Genomic DNA, 22,108 nt, shown 5'->3' with positions numbered 1-22,108 from the left:
CACGCCCTGAGGCTCGTGACGGTCCCGGACTCGTGCTCAGAAAGTTCTCAGACGGCTCTTTCTATCACCCGGGACCGACAGCCAAGGGGCCCGCATCCGCCCCTGTTCCCAAGGGAGGACCGGGCCGTGATGCCGCCGTTACGCGCCTTCACGCCCCCTTCACGCGGCGCACGCGCCGTCACCGCGCGCGGGGGCCCGTTCACCGAGCGTGCAGCTCGCTGGCGAAGCCCCCGACCAGCCGTGGCGCGCGTTTCGGTCACGCACGCCGGTCGCCCGCACCGGGCACCCGCAGGTTCAGGCGTCCTCGGCCAACTCCAGCCAGCGCATCTCGAGTTCCTCACGCTCCCCGGCCAACCCGCGCAGCTCGGCGTCGAGTTTGGCGACCTTCTCGAAGTCGGTGGCGTTGTCGGCGATCTGCGCGTGCAGCTTGGTCTCCTTCTCGGAGACGCGGTCCAACTGGCGCTCGATCTTCTGGAGTTCCTTCTTCGCGGCGCGCTGGTCGGCGGCGCTCCTCTCCGGCACCGCCTTCTGCACGGCGGGCACCGCGGCGGCCGCGGCCTCCTCCATGCGGCGGCGGCGCTCCAGGTACTCGTCGATGCCGCGCGGCAGCATCCGCAGGGCGGAGTCGCCGAGGAGGGCGAAGACGCGGTCCGTGGTCCGCTCGACGAAGAAACGGTCGTGGGAGATCACGATCATCGAGCCGGGCCAGCCGTCGAGGAGGTCCTCGAGCTGGGTGAGGGTCTCGATGTCGAGGTCGTTGGTGGGCTCGTCGAGGAAGAGGACGTTGGGCTCGTCCATCAGCAGCCGCAGGATCTGGAGGCGGCGGCGCTCACCGCCGGACAGGTCCCCGACCGGCGTCCACTGCTTCTCCTTGCTGAACCCGAACGTCTCGCACAGCTGCCCGGCGGTCATCTCGCGGCCCTTGCCGAGGTCGACGCGCTCCCGCACCTGCTGGACGGCCTCCAGGACCCGCAGGTTCGGGTCGAGTTCGGAGACCTCCTGGGAGAGGTACGCCAGCTTGACGGTGCGGCCGACGGCGACCTTCCCGCCGGCCGGCTGGGCCTCGCCCTCGGTGCGGGCGGCGTCGGCCATGGCGCGCAGCAGCGACGTCTTCCCGGCGCCGTTGACGCCGACCAGGCCGATGCGGTCGCCGGGGCCGAGCTGCCAGGTGACGTGCTTCAGCAGCACCTTGGGGCCCGCCTGGACGGTCACGTCCTCCAGGTCGAAGACGGTCTTGCCGAGCCGCGACGACGCGAACTTCATCAACTCGCTGCTGTCCCGCGGCGGCGGCACGTCCGCGATCAGCTCGTTGGCGGCCTCGACCCGGAAGCGCGGCTTGGACGTCCGCGCGGGCGCCCCGCGCCGCAGCCAGGCCAGCTCCTTGCGGACCAGGTTCTGCCGCTTGACCTCCTCGGTCGCGGCGATCCGCTCCCGCTCCGCGCGCGCGAAGACGTAGTCGGAGTAGCCGCCCTCGTACTCGTGGACGGCGCCGCGCTGCACGTCCCACATGCGGGTGCAGACCTGGTCCAGGAACCAGCGGTCGTGGGTGACGCAGACGAGCGCGGAGCGGCGCTCGCGCAGGTGCCTGGCGAGCCAGGCGATGCCCTCGACGTCGAGGTGGTTGGTCGGCTCGTCGAGGACGATCAGGTCCTGCTCGTCGATCAGCAGTTTCGCGAGCGCGATACGGCGCCGCTCGCCACCGGACAGCGGTCCGATGACGGTGTCCAGTCCCTGTGGGAAGCCGGGCAGGTCGAGCCCGCCGAACAGTCCCGTCAGGACGTCGCGGATCTTGGAGTTGCCGGCCCACTCGTGGTCGGCCATGTCGCGGATGACCTCGTGGCGGACGGTGGCGGTGGGGTCCAGGGAGTCGTGCTGCGTGAGCACGCCCATGCGCAGCCCGCCGGAGTGCGTGACCCTGCCGGTGTCCGCCTCCTCCAGCTTGGCGAGCATGCGGATCAGGGTGGTCTTGCCGTCGCCGTTGCGACCGACGACACCGATCCTGTCCCCTTCGGACACGCCGAGCGAGATGCCGTCGAGCAGCGCACGGGTTCCGTACACCTTGCTGACGTTCTCGACATTGACCAGGTTGACGGCCATTTTTCTCCTGCCAGGGGGATCGGTCAGCCTCCCAGCCTAATGGGAGCCGGTCGGTCGCCGATCCCCCCGCAGGTCAGCGGCCCGCCTCGCGGACCTCGTCGAGCAGGTCGTACATCGTCTGACCGGGACACTGGGTGACCAGCCAGTCGCGGTGGCCGCCGACCGTCGTCACGTCCTTGGTGACGCCGTTCACCGGGTTGACGTAGGTGATCCTCGCCTGCTGGTCGAGGCCCTTGAAGCGGGCGATCACCTTGATCAGGCGGATCAGCGCCTTCTTGGCGGCGGCCGTCGGGGGCCGGTCGGTGAGGGTGCCGAGGAGGGCGATGCCGAGGTTGCCCGAGTTGTAGCCGGCGGTGTGGAAGGCGGTGCCGAGCTGGCCGTCCGGGTCGAAGGCCGGGAGGAGGTCGTCGCCGGAGTAGCGGCCCTCGTAGACGGTGCCGGCCTCGTCGATGAGGAAGTGGTAGCCGATGTCGCCCCAGTCGAGGGTGACCGCGTGGTACTCGTAGATGCCCCGGACGGTCGCCGCGGGGTCCGGGTCGTCGTTCGGGGTGTCCGTGTGGTGGACGGTGATCGCCTGCAACGGGCAGGGGACGCGAAGACCCCCAGGCCTGGAAGGACTCTCAGGACGCGCTGACGACCGTGGCGCCCGGGGCGGGGCCGGACGCCGTGCGCACGCTCCTGCACGTGCCGGACGCCCGCAACGCCTCCGCGATCTTCTCCGCGGCGGCGGCGTCGCGCGCCAGGAACGCGGTGGTGGGGCCCGAACCCGAGACGAGGCTCGTGAGCGCGCCGGCCGCCTCCCCCGCGGCGAGGGTGCCGGCGAGTTCGGGGAAGAGGGAGAGGGCGGCGGGCTGGAGGTCGTTGGAGACGGCGGCCGCGAGGGCGTCGGGGTCGCCCTTGGCGAGGGCGTCGAGGAGTTCCCGCGAGGCGACCGGCTCCGGGATGTCGAGGCCCTCGGCGAGGCGGTCGAACTCCCGGAACACGGCCGGGGTCGACAGGCCGCGCCCGGCCATCGCGAACACCCAGTGGAAGGTCCCGCCGGCCTCCAGCACGGTCAGCTGCTCGCCCCGCCCGATGCCGAGGGCGGCACCGCCGACCAGGCTGAACGGTACGTCGCTGCCCAACTCGGCGCAGATCTCCAGCAGTTCCTCGCGGGAGGCGCCGGTGCCCCAGAGCGCGTCGCAGGCCAGGAGAGCGCCCGCACCGTCCGCGCTGCCGCCCGCCATGCCGCCCGCGACGGGGATGTCCTTGGCGATGTGCAGATGCACGTCCGGGGTACGGCCGTGGCGCTCGGCCAGCGTGATCGCCGCGCGCGCGGCCAGGTTGCTGCGGTCCAGGGGGACCTGGGCGGCGTCCGGGCCCTCGCAGGTCACGCGCAGGTCGTCGGCCGGGGTGACCGTCACCTCGTCGTAGAGGCCGACCGCCAGGAAGACGTTCGCCAGGTCGTGGAAGCCGTCGGGGCGGGCGGCACCGACGGCGAGCTGGACGTTGACCTTGGCGGGCACGCGGACGGTGACGACGCTCACTCGGAGTCCTTCTCGTGCTGTTCGTTCTCGGGGTCGTGGTGTTTGTTCTCGGCGATCCGCGCGAACTCCTCGACCGTCAGGGCCTCTCCGCGGGCCTGTGGGGAGACACCCGCGGCCACCAGCGCGGCCTCGGCCGCCGCCGCGGAACCGGCCCACCCGGCGAGCGCCGCCCGCAACGTCTTGCGCCGCTGGGCGAACGCCGCGTCGACGACGGCGAAGACCTCCTGCCGGGAGGCGGTCGTCTTGACCGGCTCCGCCCTGCGGACGAGGGAGACGAGGCCGCTGTCGACGTTCGGGGCGGGCCAGAAGACGTTGCGGCCGATCGCGCCCGCGCGCTTGACCTCGGCGTACCAGTTGGCCTTCACGGACGGCACGCCGTACACCTTCGAGCCGGGGGCGGCGGCGAGGCGGTCGGCGACCTCCGACTGGACCATCACGAGGGTGCGCTCGATGGTCGGGAAGGTGCCGAGCATGTGCAGCAGCACGGGCACGGCGACGTTGTACGGCAGGTTCGCCACCAGGGCGGTGGGGGCGGGGCCCGGCAGCTCGGTCACCTGCATGGCGTCGGAGTGCACCAGCGCGAAGCGGTCCGCTCGCCGCGGCATGCGGGCGGTGATCGTCGCGGGGAGCGCGCTCGCGAGTACGTCGTCGATCTCCACGGCCGTGACGCGGTCGGCGACCTCCAGCAGCGCGAGTGTGAGGGAACCGAGGCCCGGCCCCACCTCGACGACCACGTCCTCGGGGTGCACCTGCGCGGTGCGGACGATACGGCGGACCGTGTTCGCGTCGATCACGAAGTTCTGGCCGCGCTGTTTGGTGGGGCGCACGCCGAGGGCTGCCGCGAGTTCGCGGATGTCGGCGGGGCCCAGGAGGGCGTCGGGGGCGGGGCTCGTCACGGGACAAGGGTACGGGGGTGTGCGGACCGGGAGTGCCCGGGGCGAGCTGGGCGGGGGCGGGGTGGCCGGGGTGCACTGGACGCGGGTGTGCGGGTCACCCCGGTGCTGGTGCGGGGGGGGCGGGGTGGCCGGGGTGCACTGGACGCGGGTGGGGTGTGCAGGTCACCCGGTGCTGGTGCGGGGGGCGGGTCGCGCAGCCCGGCGCTTACGGGGTGCCGCCTGCGCCCACCCGTGCCGCCCCAGGCGGCACGCATGCCCGCAGGCTGAGCGGGTGGGGCGCAGGCCGGGCGGGTGGCCGCGCGCCGGGCGGCGGGTGGCCTCGGGCCGGACAGCAGGCCGCAGGCTGAGCGGGTGGGGCGCAGGCCGGGCGGGTGGCCGCGCGCCGGGCGGCGGGTGGCCTCAGGCCGGACAGCAGGCCGCAGGCTGAGCGGGTGGGGCGCAGGCCGGGCGGGTGGCCGCGCACCGGGCGGCGGGTGGCCTCAGGCTGGGCGGGTGGCCTCAGGCCGGACAGCAGGCCGCAGGCTGAGCGGGTGGGGCGCAGGCCGGGCGGCTCAGCGCGTGGCCGCGCGCCGGGCGGGCGGTTCAGCGAGTGGCCGCTGGCCGGGCAGGTGGCCGCTGGCCGGGCAGTTGGGCGCGGACCCGGCGGCGGCAGGTGGCCGTGGGTCGGGCAGGTGGTCTCAGGCTGCGGGGGCGTGGGGGCCCGCGTCCGGTGGCTCGGTGCGTCGCGTAGGCGGTGCGGGGGTGGCCGAAGGGGCGGCGGCGGGTTCAGTTCTGGAGGTGGGGGCCGCAGTGGGGCCAAGGGGCTGTGCCTCGGCGGGTGTAGAGCTTTTTGGCTCGGAAGGTCTGTTCGGAGGCGGGGGCGTCCTGGGGGCGGCCGGTGCCGCCGAGGCTGTGCCAGGTGTGGGTGTCGAACTGGTAGAGGCCGCCGTAGTTGCCGGAGGGGTCCACCGCGTCGGGGCGGCCGCCGGACTCGCAGACCGCCAGGGCCTGCCAGTCGAGGTGGTCGGCGCCCCGCACCGAGGCCGGCAGCGGCTTCGTGCCGACCTTGACCACCTGCGCGCGGGGCTCGCGCACGATCTCGGTCCTGATGTGTCTCGGCTTCTGGCGGACGCCGTTGACGGTGCGCAGGGCGTACGTGACCCGCAGCAGCCCCGGTTGCCCGGCCTGTTCCACGACCTCCGTGCCCCGGAACAGCGTGGGGTCCTCGGTGCGCCGTACCAGGAAGGGGATCGCCTCCTCGCGCACTTCCCTCATGGCGGTGATCCGCAGGACGGTGATCGTCTGGCCGTCGCGCGGGAAGCTGCCGAGCGCGACGGACGTGGTGTCCTGGCCGCGCAGGGTGATCCCGGCCTCCTCGACGGCCTCGCGCACGGTCGCCGCGTTGGTGCGGACGGTGCGGGCCCGGCCGTCGGCCATGATCGTCACGGCGCGTTCGGTACGGACGTCCAGCGCCAGCCCCTCGCGCCCGATGCGCTGGGAGCGCGACACGGAGAGGTACGCGCCCTCTGCGCGCACCCCGAGCTGCCTGAGCGCCTCCTCCACGGTGTGGGCCGTCGTCCACACCTCGTGCCGTTGGCCGTCCAGCACGAGCCGGACGGGGCGGCCGTAGCGCACGGCGATCTCGTCGCCGTTGCCGAGTGCCGTGCCGGGGGCGGGCGCCACCATGTCGTGCGCCCCGATCCGCACGCCCTCCTCCGCGAGCAGCTCGCTCACGTCGTCGGCGAAGGTGTGCAGGGTGCGCGGCTTGCCGTCGACGGTCAGCTCGATCGCCTTGTCCTTGGCGACGAAGGCGGTGGTGCCGCCCGCGAGGAAGGCCACGACCAGCGCCTGGGGCAGCAGGGGGAACAGGGGCAGCAGGCGGCGCATCGGGGAGTCCGAGCGCTCCGACTCGCGCGTCCTGCGCCGGCGTGCGGCCCGGCCGCCCACCCGTTCGTCTCCGGCGTACGCCTGGCGGGGCAGCGTCGGCTCCGGCGACTCGTAGGCGGGCCGGTAGGTGTCCTCGTACGCCGTCCCGAGCGGCGTGCCCTGCTCCCAGGGGGCCGCGTACACCCCGTACGCGAGGGTCTCGGCGTTGTGGACGTCGACGTACGTGTCGTCGGCGCCGTGGGCGAGGGGTTCCGGGTTCTGTGCGTACTGCGCGTCCCGCAGGTGGTGCACGTTGCTCACGCCGACACGCTCCAGGGGTCCTGGGGTCCGGAGGGGTCCGGATCGGGCCCCCAGAACCTAGCGGAGCGACTGTCACTCTCCAAAGCGGCGCGGCTACCCAGAGTTGTGTTCGGATCCGCTGTCCACGGGTCAGTAGCCGAAGGCGCGGGCCGTGTTGGCGGCCAGCGCGGCCGCCAGGGTGTCCTCGTCGATACCGCGTACCGACGCCATGGCGCGGACCGTGACCGGAACGAGATAGGGGGCGTTGGGCCGTCCGCGGTAGGGCGCCGGGGTGAGGAAGGGCGCGTCGGTCTCGACGAGGACCAGCTCCAGCGGGGCGACGGCGAGGGCGTCGCGCAGGTGCTGGGCGTTCTTGAAGGTGACGTTGCCGGCGAAGGACATGAAGTACCCGGCGCGGGCGCAGGTCTCCGCCATCCCGGCGTCGCCGGAGTAGCAGTGGAAGACGGTCCGCTCGGGGGCGCCCTCCTCCTTCAGCACGCGCAGCACGTCCGCGTGGGCGTCGCGGTCGTGGATGACGAGGGCCTTGCCGTGCCGCTTGGCGATCTCGATGTGGGCGCGGAAGGAACGCTCCTGCGCGTCCTTGCCCTCGGGGCCGGTGCGGAAGTAGTCGAGGCCCGTCTCGCCGACGCCCTTCACCTGGGGGAGGGCGGCGAGACGGTCGATCTCGGCGAGCGCCTCGTTGAGCGCCCCGGCGCCTCCCGCCTCGCGCGCCCCCTGCCGGGACCATCCGTCGGGGTCGCCGTGGACGATGCGGGGGGCTTCGTTGGGGTGCAGGGCGACCGCCGCGTGGACACTGTCGTGCGCCGCCGCCGTCTCGGCCGCCCAGCGGGAGCCGGAGACGTCGCAGCCGACCTGGACGACCGTCGTCACGCCGACCGACGCGGCTTTCGCGAGGCCCTCCTCGACCGTGCCGGACTGCATGTCGAGGTGGGTGTGGGAGTCGGCGACCGGTACCCGCAGGGGGGCCGGGAGCGGCGGCGCCGCGTTCTTGTCGGCGTTCGAAGGCATGCCCCGATCCTACGGAAGGCGCACTCCCCCGGTCCCGGCCGCCTTCGGCTCAGCTGGCCCGGCGCTGGAAGGGGTGCAGGAGGTCGGACAGGTGCCAGTGGTGCTGGTCCGCCGGCCGCTCCGCCGCGGCCACCGGCGCCTCCACCGGTCCGGCCGGGGGCGCGGGGCGGGGCCGGGCCGCGCTGAGCACGGAGGAGACCTGGCCGGCCCGCATGATGCGCACGACGTGGCCGTCGCAGTTCTGGCAGGCGGGACGGCTCAGCGGGGACGGCACGAGCCGTCCGTTCGCCACGTACTGGACGAACTCGTGCCCCTCCGCATCCGTGTGGTGCTCGATCTCGTACGACTGTTCCCATGCGTGCCCGCAGCGCATGCAGGCGAAGGAGTACGACTCGTGCACGACGGGGATCGCCGCGCTGCGCAGGCCGCTCTGCCCGCTGATCTGCCCGGTGATCTCGCTGATCCCGCTGGTCTCGCTCATGCCAGCTCCTCTGGTCCGCTGGACGGAGGGACGGGTGCGTCCCTGCGTCCAGTGGACTGCCGCGCCGGGGCGAACGCAGCCGACCTGTCGAGTGTTGGGCCCGATTTGGGGGTTCCTTGCCGAAGCGGGACGCGGAGCGACTTCTGGGCTTTGCCGTCGGCGACACTTCTTTACCGCCCGATGGGCATTTCTCTCACGCGGTGGCGTTCTTCGCCGCGACGACCGCGTCGAAGACCTCCCGCTTGGGCACCCCGGCCTCCGCCGCCACCGCCGCGATCGCCTCCTTGCGCCGCTCGCCGGCCTCCTCGCGCACCCGCACCCGCCGGACCAGTTCGGCCGCGTCGAGTTCGCCGGGGGCACGCTCGGGCGCCCCGGTGACGACGACGGTGATCTCGCCGCGCACGCCCTCCGTGGCCCACTCGGCCAGTTCGCCCAGCGGGCCGCGCCGGACCTCCTCGTACGTCTTGGTCAGTTCGCGGCACACGGCGGCCCGCCGGTCGGTGCCGAACACCTCGGCCATCGCGGCGAGGGTGTCGTCGAGCCGGTGCGGGGCCTCGAAGTAGACGAGGGTGCGGCGCTCCTCGGCGACCTCGCGCAGCCGGGACAGCCGCTCCCCCGCCTTGCGTGGCAGGAAGCCCTCGAAGCAGAAGCGGTCGACGGGCAGGCCGGACAGGGCCAGCGCGGTGAGGACGGCGGACGGGCCGGGTACGGCGGTGACCCGGATGTCCTTCTCGACGGCCGCGGCGACCAGCCGGTAGCCGGGGTCGGAGACGGACGGCATCCCGGCGTCGGTGACGAGGAGCACGCGCGCGCCGCCGAGGAGGTGGTCGACCAGGTCGGGGGTGCGGGCGGACTCGTTGCCCTCGAAGTAGGAGACGACACGCCCCTTGGGCGTCACTCCCAGCGCCTGCGTGAGCCGGCGCAGCCTGCGGGTGTCCTCGGCGGCGATGACGTCGGCGCCGGCCAACTCCTCCGCGAGCCGGGGCGGGGCGTCCGCGATGTCCCCGATGGGAGTGCCTGCAAGGACCAGAGTTCCGGGTGCGACTGTCACGTTTCCATCCTCGCAGGGGGAGAGGGGCCGTACTCGACCGGCCGGACCCGGGCCTGGGATGGCAGGGCGAGTAGGGCCCATGCACGGGACTCCCACAGCCCTGTTCCCTACGATGGCGCGGTGACCAGTACAGCGTCCTCCATGGACTCCACGGACTCCACGGACCACCGGCAGGACCAGGCACCGCCGGACCGGCGGCCGGGATGGCCGTCGCGGCTGCGCCGGTTCGGCTATGCGGCGGAGCCGGACGGCGACGTCCGTGAGCGGCTGGTGCCGCCGTTCGCCGAGCCGAGCCCGCGGCTCTGGCAGGCGCTCGGCGTGCCCCCCGGGCTCGCGGACCGGATCACCCGCTGGTCGGGCTGGCTGGGTCCGCTGCTGGTCACGCTGGTGGCGGGCGTGCTGCGGTTCTGGAACCTGGGCAGCCCGAAGAAGGTGATATTCGACGAGACGTACTACGCCAAGGACGCGTGGGCGCTGGTCCACCGCGGCTTCGAGGTCAACTGGGACAAGAACGCCAACGACCTCATCCTCAACAGCGGCGGCCATGTCACGATCCCGACGGACGCGGCGTACGTCGTCCATCCGCCGGTCGGCAAGTACGTCATCGGGCTCGGCGAACTGATCTTCGGATTCGATCCGTTCGGCTGGCGGTTCATGACGGCGCTGCTCGGCACCCTGTCGGTCTTCCTGCTGTGCCGGATCGGCCGCCGTATCTTCCGCTCCACGTTCCTGGGCTGTCTGGCGGGCGCGCTGATGGCGGTCGACGGGCTGCATTTCGTGATGAGCCGCACCGCGTTGCTCGACGGGGTGCTGATGTTCTTCGTGCTGGCCACGTTCGGCTGTCTGGTCGTCGACCGGGACAGGGCGCGGGCGAGGCTGGCCGCCGCGCTGCCGCCGGACGCGGACGGCCGGTACCGCCCGGACGTGCACATCGCCGAGACGACGCGGCTGGGCCTGCGCCCATGGCGCTGGGCGGCGGGTGTGATGCTGGGGCTGGCGATCGGCACGAAGTGGAACGGCCTGTACATCATGGTCGCGTTCTGCCTGATGACGGTGTTGTGGGACGTCGCCGCACGCCGGGTGGCCGGTGCCCGGCACCCGTACCGGGTGGTGCTGAAGCGGGACACGGGCCTGGCGTTCCTGGCCACCGTGCCGGTCGCGCTGGTCACCTACCTCGTGTCGTGGACGGGCTGGATCCTCTCCTCGGACAGCGGCTCGGGCGGCTACTACCGCAACTGGGCGGCCACCGACGGCAAGGGCGGCAGCTGGACGTGGCTGTTCCCGGACTGGCTGCGCAGCCTGTGGCACTACGAGCACGAGGTGTACGAGTTCCACACCCACCTCACCTCACCGCACACCTACCAGTCGAACCCGTGGAGCTGGCTGGTCCTGGGCCGTCCGGTGTCGTACTTCTACGAGTCCCCGGCGCCCGGCACGGACGGCTGTCCGGTGGACACGGGCGGGAAGTGCGCGCGGGAGGTGCTGGCGATCGGCACGCCGATGCTGTGGTGGGCGGCCTGCTTCGCGGTGCTGTTCGTGCTGTGGCGCTGGTTCTTCCGCCGCGACTGGCGGGCGGGCGCGATCGTGTGCGGCATCGCGGCCGGGTATCTGCCGTGGTTCCTGTACCAGGAGCGCACGATCTTCCTCTTCTACGCCGTCGTCTTCCTGCCGTTCCTGTGTCTGGCGGTGGCGATGATGATCGGGGCGCTGGTCGGCCGACCGGGATCGAGCGACACCCGGCGGGTGGTGGGCGCGACGGGCGCGGGCGTCCTGGTGCTGCTGATCGCGTGGAACTTCATCTATTTCTGGCCCCTGTACACGGGGACCGCCATCCCGATCGACGACTGGCGTTCACGTATGTGGTTGGACACCTGGGTCTAACGATTCAAACAACTCCTGCCCCGTAGGTCTCCCTTCCGCTTACTGTGAGCTTGAGGGGAGCTTTCTGAACGCGTTCAGAAAGGCCTGGGAGGCCAACGGGGAGGGGTGGCAATGCGCAAGGGGGCCAAGGCGGCGGTCGTCGGATCGGTCTTCGCCGTCATGGTGGGCGGGGCCGGGTACGGCGCCTTCAACATCGTGAACGCGCTGGACGGGGACGGCGGCGGCGCACCGGGATCGAGCGGACCGGCGCCCGTGAAGACCGGGCCGCCGAGCGCCGCCGAGGTGAAGGACACCAGCGCCGCGTTCTTCGCCGCCTGGGAGCAGGGGCAGGCGGCGAGCGCGGCGGCGCTCACCAACAACGCCGGGAAGGCGGAGCCGCTGCTCACCTCGTACGGCCAGGCCGCGCACATCGTCGGCGTGAAGATCACACCGGGTGCGCCGGCCGGGGACAGTGTGCCGTTCACGGTGAAGGCCACGGTCTCGTACGAGGGGAAGTCCAAGCCGCTCGCCTACAGCAGCCGGCTGACCGTCGTGCGCGGGGTGACCACGGGCAAGGCGCTGGTCGACTGGCAGCCGTCGGTCGTACACCCCGAGCTGAAGAGCATGGACGACACGCTGGTCACGGGCGAGTCGGCGGCGCCGCCGATCGAGGCCGTGGACCGCGACGGCAAGGTCCTGACGAAGGAGAAGTACCCCTCGCTGGGGCCGATCCTGAACGAACTGCGCGCCAAGTACGGCGACAAGGCGGGCGGCACCGCCGGAGTCGAGCTGGCGATCCACCACGCCGCCCCGGAGTCCGCCGACACCCCGCTGCTGACCCTGGCCGAGGGCAAGGCGGGCCGGGTGCCCACCACGCTCCGGGCGAGCGCGCAGGCCGCCGCCGAGAAGGCGGTCCTGAGGTACGCCGAGTCGTCGGTGGTGGCCGTCCAGCCGAGCAGCGGTGAGGTGCTCGCGATAGCCAACAACCGCAACGACGGCTGGAACGCCGCCTTCCTGGGACAGGTCGCGCCCGGCTCCACCATGAAGATCGTCAGCGCGGCCACCCTCATCGACAACGGCATCACCACCGCGACCGGCCCGGCGCCCTGCCCGCCGGACGCGACCTGGCAGAGCCAGACCTTCCACAACATCAAGAACATGAAGCCGAACGAGAACGCGACCCTCTCCGAGAGCTTCGCGCGCTCCTGCAACACGGCGTTCGTGAAGTACGCGGACGAGGTGAAGGTCGACTCGCTGACCAACGAGGCCACGGACCGCTTCGGGATCGGCCTCGACTGGCAGACCGGTATCCCGTCCTTCGACGGCTCCGTCCCGGCCTCCGGCGGCCCCGACACCGCGGCCGCCCTGATCGGCCAGGGCCAGGTCCAGATGAACCCGCTGAACATGGCGTCGGTGACGGCGACCGCGATGACGGGCGCCTTCCGGCAGCCGGTGATCGTGCCGCAGAGCCTCGACGGCCGGGAACTCGCCCACGCGCGCGGGCTGCCCGCGAGCACGGTGGAGCAGCTCCGCGCCATGATGAACCGCACCGCGACCAGTGGCACCGCCGCCGAGGTGATGTCGGGGCTGAGCGGCCGGATCGGCGCGAAGACCGGCTCGGCGGAGGTCGACGGGAACGCCCGGTCCGACAGCTGGTTCACCGGCTACCGGGGCGATGTCGCCGCCGCGGCCATGGTCCAGGACGGCGGTCACGGCGTCGACGCGGCCGGCCCGATCGTCGCCGCCGTACTGCGATCGGGCGCCTGACGCCACTCGTTGGGCGTGGCTGACGTCACAGGTGACGTCACCCCCACAGGCGGGGACTCTAGGCTGGGCGCCGTCGTTGGTGCCGGTGAGGGCGGCTCGCACAGCGGGGACAGCGGGGACAGTGGGGCGAGGCGGCCCCCCGTAGAACACGGAGGATCGCGGGCAGTGGGCAAGAGAAGGCGCGTCGCCGAGCGACGGAGCAAGCGGCCGGCCATGGTCGCCGGCATGATCGCCGTCGTCGTCGGCGGCGCCGGCATCGGCGTCTACGCGCTGTACGGCGGTGGTGCGGCGGCCGAGGACGCCTCGGCCACCGCGGCGAAGAAGCCGGCGGTCAGGACCGGCCCCCTGTCGGCGACCGAGGTCACCACCGCGGCCCGGACCTTCCTGACCGCCTGGCAGCAGGGCAAGGTCGCCCAGGCCGCCGCGGTCACCGACGACCCGGCGGCCGCCACCGCCCTGCTCACCGGCTACACCAAGGACGCCCGCATCACCGGCGCCACCCTCACGGCGGGCACGCGCGCGGGCGACAAGGTCCCCTTCGCCGTGAAGGGCACGGTCACCTTCGGCAGGACCAGCAAGCCGGTGGCGTACGACAGCGCGCTGACCGTGGTGCGGCGGGCCGCCGACGGCAAGCCGCTGGTCGACTGGCACGCGTCGGTGGTGCACCCCGATCTGGCCGACGGGGACAGGCTGGTGACCGGCGAGGCCGGCGATCCGCCGGTCAAGGCGCTCGACCGCGAGGGCGGTGAGCTGACCGCGAAGAAGTACCCGTCGCTGGGCACGGTCCTGGACGGGCTGCGCGAGAAGTACGGCAAGAAGGCCGGCGGTACGGCGGGGGTCGAGCTGCGGGTGGAGCGCGGCAAGGCGTCGAAGGCGAAGAAGTCCTCCGACAAGACGCTGCTGGAGCTGAGCGAGGGCACGCCGGGCACGGTGAGGACGACGCTGAACCCGTCCCTCCAGGCCGCCGCCGAGAAGCAGGTCGCGAGCCGCGCGCGGGCGTCGGTCGTGGTGACCCGCGCCTCGACGGGCGAGATCCTCGCGGTCGCCAACAGCAACCCCAACTTCAACACGGCGTTCCAGGGCTCGCTGGCGCCCGGCTCCACGATGAAGGTCATCACCTCCTCGCTGCTCATCGAGAAGGACCTGGCGTCGGCGGACCAGACGCATCCGTGCCCGAAGTACTTCACGTACGGCGGCTGGAAGTTCCAGAACGACGACAAGTTCGAGATCAAGAACGGCACCTTCAAGGCGAGCTTCGCGCGCTCCTGCAACACGGCCTTCATCAGCCAGGCGGGCAAGCTCGACGACGACAGCCTGACCAAGCAGGCCCAGCAGGTCTTCGGCCTGTCGCTGAACAACTGGGCGATCGGCGTGCCGACCTTCGACGGCGCGGTGCCGGTCCAGTCGGCGGCCCAGAAGGCGGCGGAGCTGATCGGCCAGGGCGGGGTGCGGATGAACCCGCTGAACATGGCGTCGGTCGCGGCGACGGTCAAGTCGGGCAGCTTCCACCAGCCGTATCTGGTCGCCCCGTCGGTCGACGACCGCAGCCTGGCGAAGGCCGCGCGCACGATGTCCTCGGAGACGGTGTCGCAGCTGCGGGAGCTGATGAACTACACGGCCGCCTACGGCACGGCTGCCGAGGCGATGGCCGGGCTCGGCCCGGACTACGGCGCCAAGACGGGCTCGGCGGAGGTCGACGGGCAGAAGCAGCCCAACGGCTGGTTCACCGCCTACCGCGGTGACCTGGCGGCAGCCGGCGTGGTCCAGCAGGGCGGCCACGGCAGCGAGTCGGCGGGACCGATCGTGGCGGCGCTGCTGAAGGCGGGCGGCTGACGGTTCAGTTGCCGACCGGCTGCGCCGTGGCCGTGTAGGTCCGGCGCAGGAAGCGCATGAGCGTCTTGGACTCGAACTGCACGACCGAGACGCCCTGCGCGGAGTGGAACTCGACGATGGCCTGGACGCGTCCGCAGGGCCACACACGGACCTCTCCGCTGCCGGCCGGGGCGCGCAGGCCCTGTTCGAGGAGGGCGCGGGCTATCGTCCACTCATGGGTGCCGGGGAGTCCGACGCGGACGGCGCGCGGGTCGTCGTCGGGGTCGTAGCGCAGGACGACGGGGACGGCGGTCTGTTCCTCCTCGACCAGGTCCGCGTCCGTGACGATGTGGGCTCGCGCGTACTGCTCGACTACAGACATCGACCACCCTCTCACTCTGCGTGACCTGTGCGGAAGCTGTGCGTCCGCTCCCCCTCCAATGTCGCATATTTTGCGGCTCCCGCCCTCTGGGGCGGGCGTATCTCACATGTGCGATACACGAACCTCACCACCGGGCCACACGCGGAAGCCGCACAAGACGGACTCGCTCTTGCAACCCATTCGCATTAAGCCACTATCATCGAACGGTGCACGTACCCGACGGATTCATCAACGCCCCGACCTCTGCCGTGACCGGAGTCGTCGCCGCGGGCGCCATCGCCGTGAGCCTGCGCGGGGCGCGCCGCGAACTCGACGAGCGCACCGCGCCGCTGGCCGGCCTGGTGGCCGCGTTCATCTTTGCCGTACAGATGCTCAACTTCCCCGTCGCGGCCGGAACAAGCGGCCATCTTCTCGGCGGTGCGCTGGCCGCGATACTCGTGGGCCCCTTCACCGGGGTCCTGTGCGTGTCCGTGGTCCTGCTGATGCAGGGCATCCTCTTCGCCGACGGCGGCCTGACCGCGCTCGGCGTGAACATCACCAACATGGCGGTCGTGACCACGGTGGTGGCCTACGCCGTCTTCCGCGGCCTGCTGACGGTGCTGCCGCGCACCCCCCGTTCCGTCACCGCCGCCTCGTTCGTCGCGGCACTGCTGTCCGTGCCGGCCGCAGCCCTCGCCTTCACGCTGATGTACGCGGTCGGCGGCACCACCGACGTGGCGATCGGCAAGGTGGCCACCGCGATGGTCGGCGTGCACGTGCTGATCGGCATCGGTGAGGCCACGATCACCGCGCTGACGGTCGGCGCCGTGATCGCCGTACGGCCGGATCTCGTGTACGGGGCGCGCGGGTTGCAGCAGAAGCTCCGGTTGCGGGTGAACGGCGAACTCGTGGACGCGCCCGCCGAGGAGCCCCGCACGGCGCCCGTCGCCGCGCGCACCTCCCGGCGCACGCTGTGGGTGACCGGCCTCGTCACCTCCCTCGTCCTGGCCGGCTTCGTCAGCTTCTACGCCTCCTCGAGTCCGGACGGCCTGGAGAAGGTCGCCGCGGACAAGGGCATCGACAAGAAGACCGAGGAGCACGCCGTCTCGGACTCCCCGCTCGCCGACTACGGCGTCAAGGACGTCACGGACGCCCGGCTGTCCGGCGGGCTCGCGGGCGTCATCGGCGTCGGCGTGACCGTCGTCGCGGGCAGCACCGTGTTCTGGGCGGTACGCCGGCGCCGGGACACCGACGCGTCCCCGACGACCGTAGAGAACGTCTGACGTGGGCGCGGGGCACGCGCACCGGCTCTACCGGCACGGACACTCGCCCGTGCACGTGCTGCCGCCGCACACCAAGCTCGCCGCCGCCTTCGCCTTCGTCGTGGTCGTCGTGTCGACCCCGCGGGAGGCGATGTGGGCGTTCGGCCTGTACGCCGTCCTGCTCGGCGCCGTCGCCTTCCACGCGCGCGTGCCGGCGGGTTTCCTGCTGAAGCGGCTGCTGATCGAGGTGCCGTTCGTCGCCTTCGCCGTGCTGATGCCGTTCGTCGCCGAGGGCGAGCGGGTGGACGTCCTCGGACTCTCCCTCAGCGTCAACGGACTGTGGGGCGCCTGGAACGTGCTCGCCAAGGGCACCCTCGGCGTCGCCTCCTCCGTCCTGCTCGCCTCCACCACCGAACTGCGCGAACTCCTCCTCGGCCTCCAGCGCCTCAGGCTGCCGCCGCTGCTCGTGCAGATCGCCTCCTTCATGATCCGCTACGGCGATGTCATCACCGACGAGATGCGGCGCATGAGGATCGCGCGGGAGTCACGCGGGTTCGAGGCGAGCGGCGTCAAGCACTGGGGCATCCTCGCCAAGTCCGCGGGTGCCCTGTTCATCCGCTCCTACGAACGCGGGGAGCGCGTGCACCTGGCCATGGTCAGCCGGGGGTACGCCGGTTCCATGCCGGTGATCGACGAGGTGACCGCCTCGCGCGCGCAGTGGTCCCACGCGCTGACCCTGCCGTTCGCCGCCCTCGTCGTCTGCGTGCTGGGATGGACCCTGTGACTGCTTCCCTCGAGGTCTCGGGCCTCGCCTTCGCCTACCCCGACGGCCACCAGGCCCTGTTCGGCGTGGACTTCTCGGTCGCGCGCGGGGAGCGGGTGGCCCTGCTCGGGCCGAACGGCGCCGGCAAGACCACCCTCGTGCTGCACCTCAACGGCATCCTCACCGGCGGCACCGGCACGGTGACGGTCGCCGGGCTGCCCGTCGGCAAGCGGGACATGGCGGAGATCCGGCGCAAGGTCGGGATCGTCTTCCAGGACCCCGACGACCAGTTGTTCATGCCGACCGTGCGGGAGGACGTCGCGTTCGGGCCCGCGGCGGCCGGGCTGAGGGGCGCGGAGCTGGAGGAGCGTGTGGACCGGGCGCTCGCGCAGGTCGGCATGGCCGAGTTCAAGAACCGTCCGCCGCACCATCTGTCGTTCGGGCAGCGCCGCCGGGTGGCGGTCGCGACCGTGCTGGCGATGGAGCCGGAGAGCCTCGTCCTGGACGAGCCGTCCTCCAACCTCGACCCCGCCTCGCGCCGCGAACTGGCCGACATCCTGCGCTCCCTCGACGTCACGGTCCTCATGGTCACGCACGACCTGCCGTACGCCCTCGAACTGTGCCCGCGGTCCATGATCCTCAGCGAGGGCGTGATCGCGGCGGACGGGCGGACGGCCGAACTGCTCGCCGACGACGCGCTGATGCGCGCGCACCGGCTGGAGCTGCCGTTCGGTTTCGACCCGCGCTCCGTGACAATGGGTGCGTGACGAATGCGCGCGTGACCCACCAGGACCGGCCGGGCGAGGGCTCGCTGTCGCTGGACGAGCAGCTGTGCTTCGCGCTGTACGCGGCCCAGCGCGCGGTGACGGCCGCCTACCGGCCGCTCCTCGACGACCTCGGTCTCACGTACCCGCAGTACCTCGTCCTGCTGGTGCTGTGGGAGCGCGGCGAGACCACGGTCAAGGAGCTGGCGACGGCCCTGCGCCTCGACTACGGCACGGTGTCGCCGCTGCTGAAGCGGCTGGAGGCGGCGGGGCTCGTGCACCGGGAGCGTTCGGCGCGCGACGAGCGCTCGGTGCTCGTCGCCTGCACGGGGCGCGGGGAGGAACTGAAGGCGCGCGCGGAGCGGGTGCCCGGCGCGCTGCTCGCGTCGACGGGGCTCGACACGGCGCAGGTCGCGCGGCTGCGCGAGGAGCTGTGGGGGATCGCGGAGAAGGCGCACGGGGCGGCGGAACGGGGGCGCTGAGCCCCTCGGGCGGCGCCCGCTCCACTCCCCTCGGTTACCCGTGGTTACCACCCTGGTGCCCCGAGAACTTCCTACCGGCCGGTACCTTGTGCACGATGCAATTGGGCACAGCTCTGGGGGAGGTCCCACAGTGACCGAAGGCGCCGCCGTCGACACCGTCAGCACCGCCGACACGATCGACACCCGTCCGACGAAGATCATGTACGTCGCCGAGGCCACCGCGCACGGTGGCCGGGACGGCTATGTGACCAGCCAGGACGGACAGATCGAGCTGAAGGTGGCCATGCCGCCGGAACTGGGCGGCGACGGCAACGGCACCAACCCGGAGCAGCTCTTCGCGGCCGGCTACAGCTCCTGCTTCCACAACGCGCTGATCCTGGTCGGCAACCGGGCGGGCTTCGATCTCACCGGCTCGACCGTCGCCGCGAAGGTCGGCATCGGCCCCAACAGCACCCAGGGCTACGGCCTCGCGGTCGCCCTCAGCGTCTCGCTGCCCGTGCTCGACGCGGCCCTCGCCGCCCAGCTGGTGGACGCGGCGCACCAGGTCTGCCCGTACTCGAACGCGACACGCGGCAACATCGACGTAACGATCCTCCTGGGTTAGCCGGACCAAGGAATCGACGGTTCCGCGGCGGGGTTGTCCTCGGGGTCGCAGGTGAGCCGAGAGGACGTACGGACGTGGATGTGCACGGCACGGTGACCGCCGGCTTCGAGCCGGTCAGGGAGGCGTTCGCCCGCAACTTCGAGGTGCTCGGGGAGCGGGGAGCGGCCGTCGCCGTCTACCGGGACGGGCACAAGGTCGTCGACCTGTGGGGCGGCAACCGGGACGTCGACGGCGGGCCGCCGGACTCGGAGGGCGGGACGCCCTGGGAGCGGGGCACCGCCCAGATCGTGCGCTCCGCGACGAAGGGCGTCGCCGCCGCCGTCCTGCTGATGCTGTGGCAGCGCGGGGAGCTGGATCTGGACGCGCCGGTGGGGGCGTACTGGCCGGAGTACAAGACGGCCGGCAAGGACCGGACCCTCGTGCGGGACGTACTCGCGCACCGCGCGGGCGTGCCGGTGCTGGACCGGCCGCTCACGCCCGCCCAGGCCGCCGACCCCGGTCTCGGCGCGGCGGCGGTCGCCGCGCAGGCACCGGTCTGGGAGCCGGGGACGGACCACGGCTACCACGCACAGACCTACAGCTGGCTGACCGGCGAGCTGATCCGGCGGGTCACCGGGCGGACCGTCGGCGCGTGGATCGCCGACGAGATCGCCGGACCGGCCGGGGCCGAGCTGTGGCTCGGTCTGCCGGAGCGCGAGCGGGCGCGCGTGGGGCGCGTCGGGCAGACCGAGGCACCCGCGCAGGCGGGTGCGCTGCGCACCCGGCCCAAGCGGGCCGTCGCCGACGCCTACGCCGACCCGGACTCCCTCACCCGGCGGGCCTTCGCCGCGATCACCCCACTGCCCGACGAGAACGATCCGGCGTACCGGGCGGCCGCCCTGCCCGCCTCCAACGGCATCGCCACGGCCGACGGCCTGGCCCGCTTCTACGCCTCACTGATCGGCGAGGTCGACGGCAACCGCCGCCTGTTCGCCCCGGAGACGGTGGACACGGCCCGCGGTGAGCGGTCGGCCGGGGCGGACCGGGTGCTCGTCGTGAACACCCGCTTCGGCCTCGGCTACATGCTGCACGGCAGCGCCTCGCCGTTGCTGTCCCCCGCCTCCTTCGGCCACCCCGGCCGCGGCGGCCCCCTCGGCTTCGCCGACCCGGAGTCGGGCATCGCCTTCGGGTACGTCACCAACGGCTTCCGGTCGAGCGTGACGGCGGACCCGCGGGCGCAGGCGCTGGTACGGGCGGTGCGGACGGCGACGACGACCGCCGGCTGAGGAGCGGACGTTCTCCTCCCGCCCGCTCACACGTGGATCGGGTGCGAGGTCCTCCCCGAAGCGTCGTCGATCTCCCTGTGGGCCTTGGTCAGCAGCTGCATGGCGATCTCGTTCAGGGCTCGGGCGCCGGCGATCTCCTCGCCGACCCGCGGCTGGTTGGGGTCGACCCGGTGCCGGCTGGCATGCCCATGGGCCCGGACCTCGGACCCGTCGGGCAACCTGACCAGCGCCGCCGCGCGCGTGTGCTGATCATCCTCCTCGAACTCCAGCTCGACGTGCCATCCGACTGCGGTGTGCACTGCGGTGTGCGTCATGACGGTCACCTCCGGAACATCTGCTTCCAGGGTGCTCCTCGATAAGCCCACGCGCACCCACTCGGTCAGGTCAGCAGGTTCGTGCCGTCGTCCGGGACGTCGATGCCGAAGTCCTCGGCGAGCACTTTGCGCACCTCCGCGCTCTGGGTCAGTTCCCGCTCGGTGACCGTGCCGTCGGCTCGGGTCTCGGTGAGGAGGGCGCCGTTGAGCAGGAGGTGGCGGTCGGGGGTGACGCGCTGGGCGTAGGGGCGGCGGCTGAAGGGCGAGCGGGGGTTGGTGGCGATGTGCCAGTTGATGACCTCGAAGTCGGGGTGCTCGAAGGGCTCGAGGGTGAAGGCGTACTGGGCCTGCCAGGGGGTTCCGTCCCCTGCGGCATGCGTCTCCAGCACCCACAGCTCCAGCGGGCCGCGGTGCGGGGCGTGCACCAGGCGGTGCCGGCGGCCCGCGGCGCGGAACTCGGTGTCCGACGTCAGCGGGACGGGCTCCAGGAGTGCGCCGGGGGCGCCGAAACCGACGTCGGCGAGGTACGGCCGCGGTTCGCCGGGGATCTCGACGAGCAGCGTCATGTGGGTGCGCGGGCGGTCCTCGAACCGTTCGGCGCCGACGACCACGCGGGCCGCGAGCCGTGTCACCCCGAAGCCGAGCGCCTCCAGGACGCCCGCGAAGAGGGTGTTGTGCTCGTAGCAGTAGCCGCCGCGCCGGCTGCCGACGAGCTTGGCGATCAGGTCGGCGGGGGCGAGGGAGGGGGCAGTGCCACGGACCGGGTCGAGGTTCTCGAAGGGGATGGCGCGGGCGTGGGCCAGGTGTACGCCCTTCAGCGTGGCCACGTCGGCGCGCCGGGCGCCGTCCCGGCCGATACGGCGGAAGTAGGCGTCGAGGTCGTCGGGGGTGAACGGGGCGCTGTCAGACATGACTTCACCGTAGCCACAGCCGCACCGGGCTGCCTCGGACGGGGGCGGGAGCGGGCCTGAGCCGTCGGTCCCAGGTCGCGGAGGCACCGGTGGTCCGGTCCGGCCGGAAACATCCTTGCGGGCAGTTGGGGCGGCCACTACCGTCACCCGGGTGACTGCCGGGTCGGCCATGGGCCACGCACGAGTGAGGCGCCCGGCCTCGGCGTGAGCGCGAGGCGGGCCAGAGGCCCGCCGTCCCCTCTCCGCGTCCTTCTTTCCCGCCCTCCCCGCCGAGGGCACCACCCTGGACACCGAGACCGGAGACCTTCACTCACCATGCCTGCCCAGTCAACGCTTCCCCAGCTCAACCACCTCGCCGTGCACGCCCATGACCGGCAGCTGTCGGCCGAGTTCCTCGCCACGATCCTGGGCCTGCCGGTGGGCGCGCCCTTCGGCCCGTTCCTGCCGGTCGACCTCGGCAACGGCGTCACGTTCGACTTCTACGAGAAGCGCGACGAGCCGATCCAGTCCCAGCACTACGCGTTCCTCGTGGCGGAGGAGCAGTTCGACACGATGATCGCCCGCCTGGAGGCGGTCGGCGTCACGTACTACGCCGACCCCCGGCACAGCCAACCCGGCCGCACCAACAGCCTGTTCGGCGGCCGGGGCGCGTACTTCCTCGACCCGGACGGCCACAACCTGGAGATCATGACGCGGCCGTACGCGCGGCCGTAGCAGG

Annotated in this window: 21 protein-coding genes; 10 read left to right on the top strand and 11 right to left on the bottom strand. The window is 72.4% G+C overall.

The annotated features are described in order from the left end of the window. Positions 1-294: 294 nt before the first annotated feature. The 8 genes from ACFWJX_RS05145 to rsmI form a co-directional block, all read right to left on the bottom strand. On the bottom strand, positions 295-2,097 hold the full coding sequence (locus ACFWJX_RS05145; RefSeq protein WP_383236983.1) for an ABC-F family ATP-binding cassette domain-containing protein: 1,803 nt from the start codon (positions 2,095-2,097) through the stop codon (positions 295-297). A gap of 73 nt (positions 2,098-2,170) precedes the next feature. Next, entirely contained in the window at positions 2,171-2,677 is a 507-nt protein-coding gene (locus tag ACFWJX_RS05140; protein WP_383236980.1) for a peptidoglycan recognition family protein, read from the bottom strand. A gap of 40 nt (positions 2,678-2,717) precedes the next feature. Next, complete coding sequence (locus tag ACFWJX_RS05135) at positions 2,718-3,623, bottom strand: 4-(cytidine 5'-diphospho)-2-C-methyl-D-erythritol kinase (RefSeq protein WP_383236977.1); 906 nt, start codon at positions 3,621-3,623, stop codon at positions 2,718-2,720. Further along, positions 3,620-4,519 carry a 16S rRNA (adenine(1518)-N(6)/adenine(1519)-N(6))-dimethyltransferase RsmA gene (gene rsmA, locus ACFWJX_RS05130; protein WP_383236975.1) on the bottom strand — a complete coding sequence of 300 codons (900 nt, stop codon included), beginning with the start codon at positions 4,517-4,519 and terminating at the stop codon, positions 3,620-3,622. Before rsmA ends, ACFWJX_RS05135 begins: the two co-directional genes overlap by 4 nt. A 765-nt stretch (positions 4,520-5,284) precedes the next feature. After that, positions 5,285-6,685, bottom strand: a complete 1,401-nt coding sequence (locus ACFWJX_RS05125; RefSeq protein ID WP_383236972.1) for a ubiquitin-like domain-containing protein — start codon at positions 6,683-6,685, stop codon at positions 5,285-5,287. Positions 6,686-6,814: 129 nt separating this feature from the next. Next, positions 6,815-7,693 carry a TatD family hydrolase gene (locus ACFWJX_RS05120; protein ID WP_383236969.1) on the bottom strand — a complete coding sequence of 293 codons (879 nt, stop codon included), beginning with the start codon at positions 7,691-7,693 and terminating at the stop codon, positions 6,815-6,817. Between the two features lie 49 nt (positions 7,694-7,742). Beyond that, a complete protein-coding gene (locus ACFWJX_RS05115) occupies positions 7,743-8,174 on the bottom strand; it encodes a hypothetical protein (RefSeq protein ID WP_383236966.1) in 432 nt (143 codons plus the stop codon). A 193-nt stretch (positions 8,175-8,367) separates the two neighbouring features. Next, entirely contained in the window at positions 8,368-9,225 is an 858-nt protein-coding gene (gene rsmI / locus ACFWJX_RS05110) for a 16S rRNA (cytidine(1402)-2'-O)-methyltransferase (protein ID WP_383236964.1), read from the bottom strand. 120 nt (positions 9,226-9,345) lie between these two features. Here rsmI and ACFWJX_RS05105 point away from each other — a divergent pair, with 120 nt between their 5' ends. The 3 genes from ACFWJX_RS05105 to ACFWJX_RS05095 all read left to right on the top strand — a co-directional run bounded on the left by ACFWJX_RS05105 (position 9,346) and on the right by ACFWJX_RS05095 (position 14,685). Continuing rightward, entirely contained in the window at positions 9,346-11,106 is a 1,761-nt protein-coding gene (locus ACFWJX_RS05105) for a dolichyl-phosphate-mannose--protein mannosyltransferase (protein WP_383236963.1), read from the top strand. A 111-nt stretch (positions 11,107-11,217) separates the two neighbouring features. After that, positions 11,218-12,852 carry a penicillin-binding transpeptidase domain-containing protein gene (locus ACFWJX_RS05100; RefSeq protein ID WP_383236961.1) on the top strand — a complete coding sequence of 545 codons (1,635 nt, stop codon included), beginning with the start codon at positions 11,218-11,220 and terminating at the stop codon, positions 12,850-12,852. A gap of 165 nt (positions 12,853-13,017) precedes the next feature. Then, positions 13,018-14,685 (top strand): penicillin-binding transpeptidase domain-containing protein, encoded by a 1,668-nt coding sequence (locus ACFWJX_RS05095; protein ID WP_383236958.1) that lies wholly within the window; start codon positions 13,018-13,020, stop codon positions 14,683-14,685. Between the two features lie 4 nt (positions 14,686-14,689). Here the strand turns inward: ACFWJX_RS05095 and ACFWJX_RS05090 are convergent, their stop codons facing one another. Beyond that, on the bottom strand, positions 14,690-15,046 hold the full coding sequence (locus tag ACFWJX_RS05090) for an SsgA family sporulation/cell division regulator (RefSeq protein ID WP_383236955.1): 357 nt from the start codon (positions 15,044-15,046) through the stop codon (positions 14,690-14,692). A 206-nt stretch (positions 15,047-15,252) separates the two neighbouring features. Here ACFWJX_RS05090 and ACFWJX_RS05085 point away from each other — a divergent pair, with 206 nt between their 5' ends. The 6 genes from ACFWJX_RS05085 to ACFWJX_RS05060 all read left to right on the top strand — a co-directional run bounded on the left by ACFWJX_RS05085 (position 15,253) and on the right by ACFWJX_RS05060 (position 20,165). Beyond that, complete coding sequence (locus ACFWJX_RS05085; protein ID WP_383236952.1) at positions 15,253-16,308, top strand: energy-coupling factor ABC transporter permease; 1,056 nt, start codon at positions 15,253-15,255, stop codon at positions 16,306-16,308. A 1-nt stretch (position 16,309) separates the two neighbouring features. Further along, positions 16,310-17,071: a cobalt ECF transporter T component CbiQ gene (gene cbiQ / locus ACFWJX_RS05080; protein WP_383236949.1), complete on the top strand. Its 762-nt coding sequence runs from the start codon at positions 16,310-16,312 to the stop codon at positions 17,069-17,071. After that, complete coding sequence (locus ACFWJX_RS05075; protein ID WP_383236946.1) at positions 17,059-17,817, top strand: energy-coupling factor ABC transporter ATP-binding protein; 759 nt, start codon at positions 17,059-17,061, stop codon at positions 17,815-17,817. Before cbiQ ends, ACFWJX_RS05075 begins: the two co-directional genes overlap by 13 nt. Beyond that, complete coding sequence (locus ACFWJX_RS05070; RefSeq protein ID WP_383236943.1) at positions 17,814-18,296, top strand: MarR family winged helix-turn-helix transcriptional regulator; 483 nt, start codon at positions 17,814-17,816, stop codon at positions 18,294-18,296. The genes ACFWJX_RS05075 and ACFWJX_RS05070 overlap by 4 nt, the downstream gene beginning before the upstream one ends. Positions 18,297-18,495: 199 nt before the next feature. Continuing rightward, entirely contained in the window at positions 18,496-18,900 is a 405-nt protein-coding gene (locus ACFWJX_RS05065) for an organic hydroperoxide resistance protein (protein WP_383237386.1), read from the top strand. 74 nt (positions 18,901-18,974) lie between these two features. Next, positions 18,975-20,165, top strand: coding sequence for a serine hydrolase domain-containing protein (locus ACFWJX_RS05060; protein WP_383236940.1), 1,191 nt, complete (start codon positions 18,975-18,977; stop codon positions 20,163-20,165). Positions 20,166-20,191: 26 nt separating this feature from the next. Here ACFWJX_RS05060 and ACFWJX_RS05055 read toward each other — a convergent pair whose 3' ends face one another. After that, on the bottom strand, positions 20,192-20,479 hold the full coding sequence (locus ACFWJX_RS05055) for a DUF1876 domain-containing protein (protein WP_383236937.1): 288 nt from the start codon (positions 20,477-20,479) through the stop codon (positions 20,192-20,194). Between the two features lie 65 nt (positions 20,480-20,544). Further along, positions 20,545-21,390 (bottom strand): arylamine N-acetyltransferase, encoded by an 846-nt coding sequence (locus tag ACFWJX_RS05050; RefSeq protein WP_383236934.1) that lies wholly within the window; start codon positions 21,388-21,390, stop codon positions 20,545-20,547. A 315-nt stretch (positions 21,391-21,705) separates the two neighbouring features. Here ACFWJX_RS05050 and ACFWJX_RS05045 point away from each other — a divergent pair, with 315 nt between their 5' ends. Continuing rightward, positions 21,706-22,104 (top strand): VOC family protein, encoded by a 399-nt coding sequence (locus ACFWJX_RS05045; protein WP_383236931.1) that lies wholly within the window; start codon positions 21,706-21,708, stop codon positions 22,102-22,104. The last annotated feature ends 4 nt before the right edge of the window (positions 22,105-22,108 follow it).

Source organism: Streptomyces sp. NPDC058335, assembly GCF_042723915.1.
Taxonomy (GTDB): Bacteria; Actinomycetota; Actinomycetes; order Streptomycetales; family Streptomycetaceae; genus Streptomyces.
Note: the sequence above shows the minus strand (reverse complement) of the source record. Positions and strands in the feature narration are given on the sequence as shown.